General features: G+C 56.5%; 9 protein-coding genes and 2 CRISPR repeat arrays (1 of these 11 running past the window's edge). Of the genes, 1 reads left to right on the plus strand and 8 read right to left on the minus strand.

What is annotated here, in order from left to right:
• Nucleotides 1–118: a CRISPR direct-repeat array (repeat unit 37 nt; unit sequence GTTTCAGTTCCCTACCATGCGGGATGAAACCGTTCAC) (it extends 419 nt beyond the left edge of the window).
• A gap of 363 nt (nucleotides 119–481) precedes the next feature.
• The 7 genes from LQ231_RS23555 to cas1 all read right to left on the minus strand — a co-directional run bounded on the left by LQ231_RS23555 (nucleotide 482) and on the right by cas1 (nucleotide 11,667).
• On the minus strand, nucleotides 482–2,617 hold the full coding sequence (locus tag LQ231_RS23555) for a hypothetical protein (RefSeq protein WP_230174365.1): 2,136 nt from the start codon (nucleotides 2,615–2,617) through the stop codon (nucleotides 482–484).
• A 1-nt stretch (nucleotide 2,618) separates the two neighbouring features.
• Complete coding sequence (locus LQ231_RS23560) at nucleotides 2,619–3,959, minus strand: RAMP superfamily CRISPR-associated protein (protein WP_230174367.1); 1,341 nt, start codon at nucleotides 3,957–3,959, stop codon at nucleotides 2,619–2,621.
• 11 nt (nucleotides 3,960–3,970) lie between these two features.
• Nucleotides 3,971–5,740: an RAMP superfamily CRISPR-associated protein gene (locus LQ231_RS23565; protein ID WP_230174369.1), complete on the minus strand. Its 1,770-nt coding sequence runs from the start codon at nucleotides 5,738–5,740 to the stop codon at nucleotides 3,971–3,973.
• Nucleotides 5,741–7,114: a hypothetical protein gene (locus LQ231_RS23570; RefSeq protein WP_230174372.1), complete on the minus strand. Its 1,374-nt coding sequence runs from the start codon at nucleotides 7,112–7,114 to the stop codon at nucleotides 5,741–5,743.
• 394 nt (nucleotides 7,115–7,508) lie between these two features.
• Nucleotides 7,509–8,194: a CRISPR direct-repeat array (repeat unit 36 nt; unit sequence GTTTCAGTTCCCTTCATGCGGGATGAAACCCTTCAC).
• 249 nt (nucleotides 8,195–8,443) lie between these two features.
• The gene (locus LQ231_RS23575; RefSeq protein ID WP_230174373.1) at nucleotides 8,444–9,433 is read right to left on the minus strand and encodes a hypothetical protein; all 990 of its coding nucleotides are present in this window, start codon (nucleotides 9,431–9,433) and stop codon (nucleotides 8,444–8,446) included.
• A gap of 19 nt (nucleotides 9,434–9,452) precedes the next feature.
• Nucleotides 9,453–9,740: a CRISPR-associated endonuclease Cas2 gene (cas2, locus tag LQ231_RS23580; protein ID WP_230174374.1), complete on the minus strand. Its 288-nt coding sequence runs from the start codon at nucleotides 9,738–9,740 to the stop codon at nucleotides 9,453–9,455.
• A gap of 1 nt (nucleotide 9,741) precedes the next feature.
• Entirely contained in the window at nucleotides 9,742–11,667 is a 1,926-nt protein-coding gene (cas1, locus tag LQ231_RS23585) for a CRISPR-associated endonuclease Cas1 (RefSeq protein ID WP_230174375.1), read from the minus strand.
• A gap of 123 nt (nucleotides 11,668–11,790) precedes the next feature.
• On the opposite strand from cas1, the gene LQ231_RS23590 reads away from it, so the two are divergent.
• Nucleotides 11,791–12,572, plus strand: a protein-coding gene (locus tag LQ231_RS23590; RefSeq protein ID WP_230174376.1) for an IS5 family transposase whose coding sequence is annotated in 2 segments (ribosomal slippage) — nucleotides 11,791–12,121 and nucleotides 12,121–12,572 — 783 coding nt in all. Because the reading frame shifts where the segments join, the coding sequence is not laid out codon by codon here.
• A 438-nt stretch (nucleotides 12,573–13,010) separates the two neighbouring features.
• Here the strand turns inward: LQ231_RS23590 and LQ231_RS23595 are convergent.
• Nucleotides 13,011–14,216, minus strand: a complete 1,206-nt coding sequence (locus LQ231_RS23595) for a tyrosine-type recombinase/integrase (RefSeq protein WP_230174377.1) — start codon at nucleotides 14,214–14,216, stop codon at nucleotides 13,011–13,013.
• Nucleotides 14,217–14,301 lie beyond the last annotated feature (85 nt).

The following is a 14,301-nucleotide window of genomic DNA, read 5'->3' on the forward strand; positions in this document are numbered from 1 at the left end:
GGGTTTCAGTTCCCTACCATGCGGGATGAAACCGTTCACTTTTTTTTTTCGCATCGCCGATTTCCCGAAATACTCCTCCACGTTTCAGTTCCCTACCATGCGGGATGAAACCGTTCACCTAACATCTGTAAGATCTTAGAATATCTCACATCAATCAAGCTGTTTCCACATACCGCACCAAATCTGCGCCACACGAACGTCATATTGCTCATACTTCTACATAGTCGTTGTGTATTTTTCTTTAAATTCAGATAGATAGAAAACTTCCACATACCAAGCTCTTGGTTTCTCGTGGACCTCGATTGAGACTGAGCGGAATAAATCGAATAAAATCTATTCGATTTCAGAAGATTGGACTTGAATGAGCCCAGCTTGGCAGAGCCTACGATGAAAGAGGGCTGTGCAGCTTCTGCACAGCCCAACATCGCATACCGGTGATAAAATATGCTGAGATCGGCCGTTGGCGATGTCCGGAACGGGACTAGGGTCCAGCCAGGGGATAGGGTCCGTCCCAGGAACCATCTCGAGCTGCCTTCAAATCGTCGCGGATCCTCTTGAACATAGGAATATCACCTGTGCCGAGGTTCGATGATAGTTGGGCGGCTGTTGCGGGATTAGCCGTCGCATGGAGGGCCTTGATCGATGCATGGTCACCGAAAGACGGCAACCCATGCCTCCCCAGCTGATCCGACATCCATGTGCAAAAAAGCTTCATCCAAGGCTCTAAAATCTCGGGCTTTTTCTGATCCAGTTCCTCGGGCAACAGGCCGGTAATGCGTGGTGCTCTCGCAAAGGACACCTGCGCCGACAGCGCTCCATGGCCCATGGCTTTGGCCTTGCCGATTTGATGCCACCGCGAACCGTCTGGCCTGCCGAGACTGAGGGCGTAAATCAACGCGCCAAGTTCGACTGGATGCAGATTGTGAAAGCGGATTTGACCAGTGAAACGCGTCCCGGTCGGCAGGAAGCGTATCCCGCTTTTCACGTCCTCATTGCCATTGCCTTGTGGGAAATCGATAGCGGTGCGCCGCACCAATGTGCGCTTGCGTCCAGCCGGGATTGCTCCGTTGGATGAATAGCTGGCGGTTAGGTCTTTGCGACTGCCGGCTTGCGCAACGCCGTCCATGTGTCTCAGGTAAAATGGCCAGAAGCTCTCCCGTGGCTGGCCGAATACGCCTCGCTTCACTTCCCTCTCTGGCTTGGTTGCGGCAGGCGCAAAGGCAAAGCCGACGGCGACGCGTCCGCGCTGCGCATCCGCACGGTTTGTTCCATCGCTGCGGGCAATGCCACTATCCCGGCCAGCCTCGATATTGGCACCATCAACCTCTCCAAACAGTGCTCGACCAAGATCGAAGCCGGATCTCTCGGAAAGGAGTGGGACGTGGTACGGCGCTGCGTCGGCACCCCCGTACAACCGTTGGGCAACATGACCTACGGAAAAGGCATGCGGCAACCGCATCACGCGCGACAACGAGAACCAGAAGTCCTGCATGCCCGGCGACGACGGATTGTTCTGGTCTACCGTCTTCAGAATACCAATATCGCCCTTCCAGAAAACTGGAATGCCGAGCAGCGGCTTTACCAATCCAGGAGGCACGGGCTTGTCAATTCCCTCCTTGAAGCCGGCAAGTTTATGCTGCCATCCCATGGCACGCAGCCACATGCGCCAAGCGCCGCGCGGGTTGCCTCCCTCGCGACTGCTGTCGGCATGCATGCGGTGGAAAATGTTGATCCAATGGTTAGGTATTGCAAAGCCTTCAGGACCCGGTCCAGGGAAAAGAGCTTCAGTTGCCTTTCTCTTTCCATTTTCGCCGCCTTTGGCTGCTCCCTTCGCCTCCTGCTGAAAGGGGCCGGTCAGCACAAGATAGAAATCCTTGATAGGATAATCCGGCGATGAGAAAGACTTGCCCGTCGATTTCAGACTCACGCGCGGGCGGTCAAAGCCTGGTCTTGACGGCTTCCGTGAACTGTCTCCCCCATCCCTGCTATAGACCCATTTGATTGGAGCGTTGAAATGATAGGCGGGAGGGAGCGCTTCGTACTTTTCCTGCACGCTGAGACTTTGCAGCCATTGATCAACAGACGGCCGATTGGCATCCGGGATGATGTCCACTATGCTCGAAATGGGAGTCAATATGAACTTGCTTTGGTCTTTCGTCTTTCGCGCAGGATAGATCTTCCATACTGCCTTGCCCGCCTCGTCCTCTTCCCAGCGCAGCCAGCCGGCCTGTATGTCCTGCGGACGCACCTGGTGAAAAGGGCCAATGCCGCTAAAATCTCGCTCGCCGTGATGGTGCTGGGCATTGATGCGGCCGAGATGCGAAAAGGAAATAATCTCCGTGACGGCGCGCAACATGCCACGCAGGCTTGTGCCTGAGAGGCAGTACCGTTGCCCGATCTTCAGCGGTTCCACGACCCGCGACGAGTTTTCACTGGCTTCTCCGGCAACATCGCCGATACAAACGGGGGTCTGCGCTGTCCAATCGACGTTCAAAACGCCGCTGACGCTACAGCCTTCAAGAGGGCTATCAAATCGGATTGCATCACGGGCAACAGGCCCCTGGGGTACAAAATCCCGCTCGATCGGGATAAATCTGTAGGGAGCGGTAGCACTCATTTCACGTCGCCTCCTGGCGTTGGATGGCATCGACAGCAAACCAGCCAAAGCCTCGGTTAGTGGCGTGGCCAAGCAGCAATACATCACCCGCAAGGTCATTCAGCAGTATCTCGAAGAGACGCTTGTCGACCTCAAATGGCACACTCGTACCGTGTTTATCAATTCGCTGTTCCAGCATCAGCGAAAGCTCCAGCTCCACGCCGGTAAACACTTCGTAGCTGAACAAGGCGGAATCAAGCACGGCACCTGAGAACTTGTCGATCGCCACCGATGTCAGATCGCGATGGCCCTTGGCCGAGATGAGCTTCGGCTGAGACAGGCGCAGGAGACCGCGCCATCCGCCGACGCCAAAAAGTCTCTCCACCGGTGTCAATTCACAGGCGTCGCTCCAACTGGACGATTTGCGGAAACGTTCGTCTCCTCCCAATCCCTCGCAGGCAGATAACCATGCAGCACGGCTACGCAATGCGCCGGAGATTGATGAAAGATATAGTGCTGGAGTATCTTGGTCCCGCTTCAACGCCAGGATGCGGTTGGCCTCATTGGTACCCTTCTTGCGAGATTGGTCAACGGACAGAAAAGGCCCCTCACATGTGAGTTTCAGTGTGGCGGAAGGCTGCGTCGTTGAAGGCGCACGAACCGTCAGGTTTTCCTTTACGGAGCGGGTTTCCACGTTGCCGGTTTCCGCTACGAAGCGGGTTACGCTGAGAGCAACCTGTTTGTCCGCCTTGCGCATCCGCAAGCCTCCCTGGCCGAGCCTGGAGCCGGCGCCGATCGGCAAGCCCTCGCGCGCGCCAAGCGGTGACAGGATACGGGGAAGATGGGTTTGCGCGCGCTCAAGCGTGTCGAACCAGATACCATCAATTCGGAAGACCGAGCAGGCCGGCAACATTTCGCTGCTGAACAGCTTCATGTGCTCCGCTGCCCCATGCTGGCGTGAAATGGCAACACGGGTTGCGATCCAGCTTCCTGCGACCGCCTCCCAGTAGGGAAGCGCCAAGTGATCGCCAACAGACTTGCTGTCCCACACGCCAGCATAGAAGCTGAACTGACCCATGGCACCTTCAGCGTCGCTTTTTATGGAGCCGAAGAGGTGGTCGAGCTCGTTGCGGTGCATCTGTGAGATTAAGGCCTTGCGCAATGAGCCTTTAAGCGATGTTGCAGGTATGGCCGGATCTCCAGCGTCATCCCTTGCTATTGTCGCGACCTCGACATCAGCTTGCTCTCCATCAACAATATGACCGGGGCGCATGGCCTTCAACGGGAGGCTGCCCCCGTTGCCGATATGCGCGTCCGTCAGTAGCTCGACGTCGAAGGAAAATCTCACGTGTTCCAGAAACATGGCCCTATCCCTCAGCAATCACTCATCATGCGGATCTCGCCGTAGCCATTTTCCGGCACGAATGGGTTGCCCTGCCATCTTCTCCGGTGACCCGAGAAGCCGACAGGCAATGGCAGTCCGGCCGCCAAGAAAGTCTGTAGTGCCTGCTCGTAGCCATCAGGCAGGACAAATTCGAACGCGGATCCTTCAACGGTCAGGAGCCAGGGGTAGTAACCTTCGTCAGTGACGGGATATCGTGCCGCCAGATAGCCGCCCACCCGACGCTGCTGCGCAAAGAAAAGAAGCTGTAAGCTGTCATCCTCAAAGCTTGGCGCATCCTGTACTCCAGCCTGTCGCAACGCGTTAGCGAAGTAGGCTTGATACTGTCGCCGCAGCCTTTCGCTCGGATCGGTGACATCGGAAAACCCATGAAGATCAGCGGGAGTATGAAGGCAGGCAGCCGTCTCAAGAACGATCCGCACCCGTCCTTTAGCCGTCAATCGTGATTTCGTCGCCAGCGGTGCGATGGTGAGCGACGCACCGGTGCGCGTCTTGCCGAAAGCTTCCAGCCGCTCGGGCAGGCAGCATAGCAACGCCAGAAACGCTTTGCGCGACGCGGACCCACGTCGTATGATGCCCTTCCAGACATACTCCCCGGGAATGACGGAGGAATAGGTGAACAGTTGACCTGTCGCTGCGGTGCCATTCTTGCTGATCGCAGTTCGTGTCCTGACGTGCCGCTGTTCTTCGTATCGATCGTTCAACTGCGTTTTCATACTTGCAACGGCGATATTGTCATCTTTCCAGTCGGGCTGAAACGACACGACAGCGCCATCAGCAGCCCATTCCTCTGGATCAAAGTCAAAGGCATCGACCAACTCGTCCATTCCCTGGACGGCGAAATATGACAGAGGCAGCGTCTTGCCTCGCGATCCTGCCGGCTTCGATGGACGGAATTCGCTGATGATGACATCTGCGAGCACCTCATGAAGCTTGTGTTGCGGATCTTTCGCGCCCATCTGCTGCGCAATGACTGCCTTGATGGCCGATCCGGGAACGCGGCTTTTTCCACTCAGCAGGTTGCTGTTCCATGTTTCAGCTGAAATCAGGAATGGTCCGTCGAAGGTTATGATGACTTCGGCAGCGTCGGCCTCGGCGACAGCCTCGATTGTCTTTGAATCGAAGGGTGTCTCGGCTGTTCTGTTCTGTGCTGTCTGGCCGAGCGTGGCATCGACAACGCGGCCGAAGCCAGCGCTCTTGTGGGCGCCGATCGCAGGCACAAGGGCCAGGGCCTTGGCCAGCCAGTTTAGATACTCGCTGGCCCGATCCTCCGGGAGTTGAAGTGACAATGTACCATGGAATTCCACGACTTTGCCCAGTCCGACCGGCTGTTCGAGTATTTGCAGATGCCCTGGCTTCACGCTGCCGGAGAAATCATCCACGGCGATTCGCGTCATCGTCTTTGAAACGTTCTTGATTGGATTGGCAATGAGATCCGAGATCACGGCATGCCCCCTATCGGGTTCCCAGTCTTTGGCGCCGGACTCGAAGCCGCCGCTTCCTGCTGAACCGGATGGTCGACCGAAGAGAAGAGCAATCTTTTCGGGAATATCCAGATGCGGCGCAGCCTCCGCCATCGCCTCTAGGACGTGGCGCAGAATGCCTCGAAGTTGTGTGCCGGGGATAATGAAGTTGCCTGCGTGATCCCGAAGGAAGGGGGCATCAATTCCATTGATATTTGTCTGTAGGCCGGTCGCCATCAGCGGGCCAGCCACAGAAAGCTTCAGCGGATAGATGAGCATTCAGGCAGCCTCCACGGCAGCGATGTGACCAAAGGGGCGCAATACGTCCCACAGTTCGGCAAGGCGCTGATAGGGCAGATAGTCAAAACCTGCGGCCGCACCGAGTATGGGGTCGCGCAAATCCGCGATCAATGCTTCAATGCCGACCTTCCGCTCGCCGGCCTGTTCTGCGCGGCTGCGGCGAACGGCATCATCCACGGGATGGACGGGCGGATCTCCGGAGGCAACAAGGGCCATGCCATTGCGTCCGCGTGCGAGGATGCCCTGCAACTGACTCCGTGGCAGACCGCTTTGTGGATCGGTGATCCGATCGCAGATGTCGATATAGCGGCGTAAGCCGCTGCCGCCGGAAATGGTGTATGCCTGCGGAGCATCAGTGTTATGAAGCTGCTTGCGCAAGCCATCGACATCGCCTGCTGGGGCCTCGATGCTTTCGATGACCTGAAGGCTGAGGCGATCCTCAACGGTACCGGTGTCATTCAGCCGCTTGGAACCGGACAGCATGGATTCCGCCAATCGTGATGCAATGGCGATCGGTGTCTTGACGCTGCAGACAAGAATCGCAAAGCTGGTTGTCAGCCTCAGGCCGGGAGCCAGCGTCCAGTGGTCGCCCACCATGTCTTGTGCAATGACGTCAAGCAAGTCGCGGACCTTCCAGGCTGGAATGACGAACAGTGATTCGTCGCCACCCCACATCAGGGTTTCCAGCCGCAGTTTGTTGCCCGGAGTGCGCATGCGCGTGTCGTCCTTTGCCATCGCCAAAATGCCGGCGAGGAATTGGCGACGCGCAACAATTACCTTTTGCGAGAAGGATGCTGCCGCCTGTAGACTGTCAGCATCTCTCGCAATCCATGCATCCCGGACGCGCGTGAATTGGTTCCCATCCAGCCTTACCACGGCCATCTTGCCGGCAAGCGATGGCGGCAGGCCGGCTGGAGAATGTTCGATGAGTTCGACGAAGCTGTCCGCAAACTGCAAGTCAGCCACAGTATCTGCGAGTTCGTGTCCATATATGCCGCTTCGGCTCTGGATGCCGATCCGCCGCCGCGCCGCAACGCTTTCCGAAACCTCTATGTTGTCGTCACCTTTGCGGATGGACACTGCAGCCGGGCGTATCCCGTCGATCTCGCAGGGGCGGTGTGCTGTCGTCGATGGCGGCGCACCGACATCGAGTGAAAGGCGGCTCAGTTGCTTTCGCCGCAGGCGAGCCGTTGCCATCGCGCTGGCCGCCTGGAAGTTTCCGTCAAAGGGCACGGCCACGCCGATTACTGTAAGGAAAGGCAAAGCCTGGGCTATTCTTTGTGGAAATTCATCCGGCAGGTCACTGCCGGCGGCCAGCGCATCCAGCACAGTTTCCAATCCGGCAACCGTCATCTCGTCGGAAGCATCCACAACCGCAATAGCTTGCGATGCGCCTGCAAACACAGGTTGGACCCGTAGCGCGTGAAGCGCCCCCAGTAGGGCGCCAGGAGTTTCCAGCGCAGCGAAACTTCCACCGCGAATTGCTGAAAGATCTTCAGTATCAAACATTGAGGAGGCAAGATTAACTGCCTCTACCCGTACAACAAATTGCCGCATTTCTCACGCCCCATAATATTAGCCACAGACTGCGATATGCGACTAAAGCGTGCAAGCGTTAAAATTGAAATTTTGTGTTCCCCGCAACAAAAAATACGTCATGTTTTGAGATACAATCACATTTTGAAAGCTACGCTTTGGAAACCTGGGCCGAGATCGGGCTAGGTTCCGGCATGGTCACCGAAAACAGCCCCAGTTTCTCTTCCATGCGGGATGAAACCCTTCACGACAACAGCTTCGTGCATCTGCCCGTCAAGGTGCAGTATCAAGGTTTCAGTTCCCTTCCATGCGGGATGAAACCCTTCACCTGGACCGGATACGTCGACGCGATTCGTCGGAAGTTTCAGTTCCCTTCCATGCGGGATGAAACCCTTCACTATGTCACCCTCGACACGGGCGATGCCGACCTGGTTTCAGTTCCCTTCCATGCGGGATGAAACCCTTCACCCAACATTCGGGGCTACGAAGTCAGCCCCGGCGCCGTTTCAGTTCCCTTCCATGCGGGATGAAACCCTTCACCTGCAGGCATGATGTATGGTGCAACTGTGCAGGGTTTCAGTTCCCTTCATGCGGGATGAAACCCTTCACATGGCCGAAGGCAACTTCGTCACCATCAAGGTCGATGGGTTTCAGTTCCCTTCATGCGGGATGAAACCCTTCACTTCTGCGCCTACAAGGTCATGCTCGACACGAGCTGGAGGTTTCAGTTCCCTTCATGCGGGATGAAACCCTTCACGTGAGGGTGGCCACGCTCCGGATTGTATCCGGGTTTCAGTTCCCTTCATGCGGGATGAAACCCTTCACCTCAATCCACGAAACCCTCTTCGCAGTGACGAGGAGGTTTCAGTTCCCTTCATGCGGGATGAAACCCTTCACCTGCCCCTCGCAAGCTTCCACATCGGTTGAGAAAAAACAAGGTGTTTCCACATACCTCGACAGGTGTTCTTTTGGGCCGAGCCACAAGAGCAAATTTTTCACGTACTAAGAGAAGTTTTATTATATTTATCAATGCGCTGTTCATTATCCACATACCTCGGTAGCCGCCTGCACGATGGCAGGTCGCATTCGAGAGTCGGCTAGGTCATTGATAACCCTGCCGGAACAAGACGGTTCAACGGCTGATGCTTACGCACGAACCGCGAAGGCGCCGGCGAGATCTGTGTATGCATCACGGCCGTTAACAGCGCACCAGCCGTGACCAAGGCGTGTGTCCTTTCCGGCGTGGCACACAGGAAGAAGCGATAGAAAGGGAGCAAGTGGCGCAAGGCCGCCCCGGATCACCAGGCTGCCTGTCGCGTGGCTGGATGCCACCACTTTGCCCGTTCGGCCCGAGCGCCTGTGCCAATCATGCTGCTGAGTTTCGTCATCCAACACTTCGATGCCTCGTGCATGTTGGCGAAGCGCTGAAAAATCGCAATGAAGCTTTAGACCCTGCCAGAGGGCAAGACCGTCTACGCGGTCAACCAAGCCGGGCAGAAACGCATTATAGTCGGCGCTGGCGGCGCCATTGCGGGCTAGTCTGAGTGGAGACAAAAGATCGATGCGGATCTGGTTTGGTAAGCATAGCTGCTCAAGGCCTTCATCAATGACGATCTCTTCCTCCAGAACCCGCCAAGCAGCGACCCCGTCTGCGGTCCTACCGGTTCCCCCAAAGAGGCTGCACAGGATATCGGCCGCCTCTTCGCAATAAGTGGCCGCCAAGCCGAACAGAATGAATTGAACGACGGCGCGCGATGTGCTGGCGGCCTTCGGTACCGGATTACCTGCGCGAATCAGCCAAGGTTTCGGGATATCACGTCCCCGGGACAAGCGCCCAAAATCGTTCCATAGAAGATCGAGAAGGCATGCGGGCGTGCGGGTACAGGGTCGACCCGCCGCAGCTTCTTGGCTCGATGTTGCCTGCAGAGCAGGCCAAAGACCGCCGCGTACCATTCGGGCAATATCATGCCCTTCCAGCTCGATCATGGGACCTTCCAGTAGAAGTGTTACTGTTGCCCACGTAAACTTATTTAGAAAGCCTTCCGGCGACACGGTCTGCAGGTTTTCGGTGAGGAAGGAACGCATGGTGGCCCCATCGCATGTCGCCGCAAATCGTGCTAGTTCATCGTAAGTCATGCGATATCTCACAATCTTCTCAGATCAATAGGAAGGTTTGTGTGCTTCCCAGCGCCGGACCGCCAAACGCGCTGGACCGGGAAAGTCCGGATTGGGCAAGTACATATATGCGCAAATTATCACCCGCCACCAGCAACACTTCAATCCTTCTTTTGAGCGCCTCGGTCTGGCGCGCTGAAAGCCATGCCTCGAAAACGGAGTTTTGCACCCGCACCGCACTATCCTCGAGAATGGTGGCCACCCGGCGTCGCTTGCGGTCGTCAGAAATGTCATAGGCGAACACTGTAAACATGCGGGCGCGAGGCATATTAGTAATCCATCCGATAGCTCTGGTAGGGTTCGTCTCGCAGCAGGGCACGTGCCAGCCGTCCAGCCTGCGCTTGCATCATCTGGTGCCAGGGGCGCTGGCAATCAGCCTCGGCATCTTTCACTTCACGATGCGTCCACCGCTCATAATAGCTAATGATGCGTGCGCGGGAATGATCGTTCAAGCGAAACCCTGCTCCATGCGATGGTTGAAAATCCTGCGGCCGGACTGCCTTCTGTTTCACCATAGTTACCGCGCAGGCCTCGGCGACAGGCCCTCTGAATTCCTCCACGAGATCGGTCGCACACGCAGAGCCGTTGTCCTTTGTGGCATGCAACAGGCCCAGTCCGGGATGCAATCCCGCCCGCAGGACCACCTGTTCAAGATCGTTCGTCAGGATGGTCGATAGATAGGACAACAATGCGTCGAAAGGGGTCGCCGGCGGGCGTCGCGCGCGGCGTTCGAAGATCCAGCCATCGGGCAGCAATTGGCCCAGCACCCCCCAGTACAGTTTCGCAGAATGGCCCTCATGCGCCATCAAACCCGCAACCGTCGTTGCGGTGGGGAGTCTCCTCAAAACGCGGTTGATGTCCTCGCACGCGCGCACAACCGAGAGATCGCCGCGTTTGCGATTCAGCCGACGCAGCAGCGCCCGATGATTGTGAATGCGCGCCTCGACGATACTACGTGCCAATGCGACACGCCGTCCATCATCTAACACGGCACGCGCCTGAGCCAGATGAAGGTGGCCCTTGGTGCCTGTGCGTCCGAGCACCGAGCCGACGTGTTGGCCGGAACCTCCCATAAAGCAGACCGGTATTTCGTTTTCCATCAGCATGCGCAAGACGTCTGAGCTGATAGTCACATTGGGATAGATCTCGACCCGCTCCAGCATCTCAGGACGCAAGCGCAACCTTACCTGGCCCTGTTCGCACACCTCAAGGCACCCGCCAGTGCCGACTAGCGCGGTGGTCCCCTCAGTAGCCAGATAGAGGCTCCGGCGCTGCGGAACTGTTCGCCCCGAGCGCGACTGCAGTCGATCCTGTTGCTTTTTCTGCTCGACCTGTTCTCCATCCGGTTCGTCCCACGGGTCTTCTATAACCAACGAGCGCACAAAAAGCCGTCCGAGAAACCGGAAACCTCGATCAAAGTGAACGATGCGCGTCTTGACCGGATGCAGATCAAGCCCACGTTCGGCCAAAAGGGCCGTAGCCTTCGCCTTTGCCCGCTCAGCATCGTCTCGGCTTGGCGAAAGGATGACAAAATCATCGGCATATCGGACCAGTTTCGAGGGGCCAGTCACAAAGGCATCATCCAGATTATCGAGAAAGAGGTTCGCTAAAACTGGCGAGATTGGCGAACCCTGTGGAAGTCCACGCCCGCGCGGACCATAGGTTTCCAGCCATAGACTCACAAGATCAACGAAGGCTGGATCATCGACATGCACCTGCAGGACGGCGATCAGAGTACGATGGGAAACGCTGTCAAAATATGCATGGATGTCGGCATCGACAGCCCAGTCTAGCCCCTCGCGGCGGAAGCGATCGACCATGCGCACCGCCTGCTGCACGGACCGACCGGGACGATAGGCGAAACTCAGTGGCGAGAAGACAGTTTCAAGCCCCGGCACTAGAAGATTGGCTGCAGCGGTTTGCACCACGCGGTCCCGCACGGCCGGGATCATCAACTGCCGCATGCCGCCACTGCGTTTTGGGATCTTCACTGCCCGAGCTTGCTCTGCCCGATAGGAACCTCTGATCAGATCAGCCGCCAACTCTTGCAGGTTTTTCTCCAGGTGTCGCTCGAACTGGGCTATACTTTGACCGTCACCCCCCGGCGCCCCATCATTGTCCCGAACCCTGTCAAACGCCGCACGGAGCGCTTCGACGTCGACGACATCGGCAAATAAGCCTTTGAGCTTCCCCATTTTTCACCGTCATTGTCGCTGATGTGGCGCCCCACCAATGGGCCGAAAAGCTAGGTCCTGTTGACAAAGTGGATTCCCAAATCAGCGGAAGCGTGATTCAAGACTGCTTTTTAGGAGGCAGTTTTGGCTCGCGGCGACCTGACAGATATGGAATGGCGGATCATCGAGGGGCTTTTGCCCAGCGAGCGTGGCAGGAAGTCCCGACCGTCGCACGATAATCGGCAATATCTGAACGGCATGCTGCATGTCCTTCGGGTCGGATGCCCCTGGCGCGACATGCATGAGCGATACGGCAAGTGGAATTCGGTCTATGTGCGCTTCCGCCGTTGGGCCGAGCAGGGTGTGTGGGACGCTATGCTCGAGACCTTGGTTGAACTGGGGCTGACGGATGACTGGCAGCACATGATCGATAGCACCACGGTTCGCGGCCACTCTCAGGCTGCGGGCGCTAAAGGGGGACTTATCAGGAGGCTTTTGGTCGATCACGCGGCGGCTTTACGACGAAAATCCACGCCCGAGCAGACGGTCAGGGCCGCCCTCTTGGCTTCGTCCTGACAGGCGGCGAAGCTTCGGACTACAACGCCGTTCCTGACTTGTTGGCGATACCGGTCGGCAAACCGAGACTGTTCCTTGCAGACAAAGGCTATGACGGCGATTTCCTGCGCGAGGAACTCCTGATCCATGGGATCAGACCAGTCATTCCGCCGAAAGCAAACCGGAAGAACCCACCTGCCTGCGACTTCCGGGCTTATAAGGACAGGAACCGCATCGAGCGGATGTTCAATCGCCTCAAGCAATTCCGTCGCGTTGCGACCCGATACGATAAAACACGGAAATCCTTCTCAGCATTCCTCGCCCTGGCCGCTGCAAAGATATGGTTGCCATACTTTGTCAACAGGACCTAGCACTGAGGTATGTGAAAGTTTGCAAAGTATTGCACTGATTGGGAGTTCGTGGCAGGGCAAGAGGCCGGGCGTTGATCATGACATTTATTTCACCCTTGGCAATTCTCCATGTCGGGAAGGACCTCCCATGGAAACTTGTAAGTGACTTTTTGCTCAACATTACCGATGAAGGCTGCGGTCATTCGGTTCATATTCGTGTCTGGATATTCATTGGCCCGTCCCCTCAATCAGAAACGACCCACCTACGTTGCGGGACGACTATTAGCCAAGGTAGCCGCCTCGTCGCGCGCCGAGGCGGCCATGTCGATAGCGATGCCAGGACAGACACCATCGCTCCAAGCTGCAGGATGACTAGCCGGCAGATCAACAATTTGCTTAGTTCCGTAATCTGATCGGCGGTGCAAGTAATTTTTCTGTGCTGCCTTGTGGCGCTTTCTGTCAGCGCCCAAGGCAGAAGCTCTCCCACGATTCCATCATGGGTCGCCTTTGATCCAATAGGTCTGTGCGATGATAGGCAGCCTCAACAGCATTTTTGACTGTATGGGCAAGCGCTCTTTCTGCGGCGTCGCGGGGATATCCGTTTTCTGATGCCCAATCCCTGAAGCTGGACCGAAAGCCATGTGCAGTTGCAAATCGCTCTGGGACGTCGCTTTCAATCTCCTTGTCTCGCAGAAACTTAGTCAGAATCATGTCGCTGCATGGGGTATTGTTTCTTGAGGGAAAGACCAGTCCTTCGCCGGAGGTGTTTTTCTCTAGCTGTTTTTGGAGAAGGTCTAGAGCTCGCGATCCAAGAGGAACCCGGTGGACGAGCTTCGCCTTCATACGAGACGCCGGGACTGTCCAGATCCCATTTGAAAAATCGATCTCATTCCACTGCATCTGTCTAATCTCGCCGGAGCGGCAGGCAGTTAGGATCAGCAGTTCTAGCATTGCCATGGTCGAGCTTGCCGTCCCGGCGTGGAGGACGTCCGCAAAAAATGCAGGCACCTTTCTCCATGGCACAGCTGGTTGATGCTCAACTCGCTCGCGTTTGCCCGGTTGCTTCGGCAGGAGTTTGTCGATCACCCGAACAGGACTGGCAAGGATAAATCCATTGGCCGCACACCACTCCATCACAGCATCGCAACGCTGTTTGATGCGAGAGGCGGTTTCTGCCTTTTTTAGCCAGATTGGTCTTAGGCAGTTGGCGAAATCAGCAGGTCCGAGCTCGATAACCAATCTCTTGCCAATTGCCGGAAAGACATAAGCCTCCAGAGTCGTAATCCATTGTGCGCTATGTTTTTTGTTTTTGAAGCCTGGTGCTCGGTCGGCGTAGTGCTTTCTCGCGGCTTCCTCAAATGTGGGCATAAGCGCCTGTTTGCACTTTTCAGCCTCCCGCGCCTTTCGCTCTTCAAGTGGATCAATACCACTTTCGATAACGGATCGCAGCTCAAGTGCCTTTGCCCTGGCGTCGCGTATGGACACACTCGGATAACTCCCCAGCCCCAGGTCGCGTCGCTTGCTGTTTTCTGGCGAGACGTATCGAAGGATCCATTTACCGTTGCCGGTCGAGCTTGTGGGGAAGAGGTATAACCCTTTCACCGTCCCATCGGTCACTGCTTTGTCGCTAGATTTCAGCTTTCGGGCCTTCGCGTCACTCAGCATCGCAAACCATCCTCAATATGCATTGTCCATCCCCTAGCCCATCAATCAGCCCATCACAAGACGTTGGATTGGATGTGGCTGGATG

The sequence above is a fragment of the Rhizobium sp. CECT 9324 genome, assembly GCF_918741265.1.
Taxonomy (GTDB): Bacteria; Pseudomonadota; Alphaproteobacteria; order Rhizobiales; family Rhizobiaceae; genus Allorhizobium.

What these genes read in the sequence shown, in the direction of transcription:
- LQ231_RS23575 (WP_230174373.1), bottom strand. Translation starts at nt 9,433, where the DNA reads ATGACTTACGATGAACTAGCACGATTTGCGGCGACATGCGATGGGGCC.
- LQ231_RS23555 (WP_230174365.1), bottom strand. Translation starts at nt 2,617, where the DNA reads ATGAGTGCTACCGCTCCCTACAGATTTATCCCGATCGAGCGGGATTTT.
- LQ231_RS23565 (WP_230174369.1), bottom strand. Translation starts at nt 5,740, where the DNA reads ATGCTCATCTATCCGCTGAAGCTTTCTGTGGCTGGCCCGCTGATGGCG.
- LQ231_RS23570 (WP_230174372.1), bottom strand. Translation starts at nt 7,114, where the DNA reads ATGACGGTTGCCGGATTGGAAACTGTGCTGGATGCGCTGGCCGCCGGC.
- cas1 (WP_230174375.1), bottom strand. Translation starts at nt 11,667, where the DNA reads ATGGGGAAGCTCAAAGGCTTATTTGCCGATGTCGTCGACGTCGAAGCG.
- LQ231_RS23595 (WP_230174377.1), bottom strand. Translation starts at nt 14,216, where the DNA reads ATGCTGAGTGACGCGAAGGCCCGAAAGCTGAAATCTAGCGACAAAGCA.
- cas2 (WP_230174374.1), bottom strand. Translation starts at nt 9,740, where the DNA reads ATGCCTCGCGCCCGCATGTTTACAGTGTTCGCCTATGACATTTCTGAC.
- LQ231_RS23560 (WP_230174367.1), bottom strand. Translation starts at nt 3,959, where the DNA reads ATGTTTCTGGAACACGTGAGATTTTCCTTCGACGTCGAGCTACTGACG.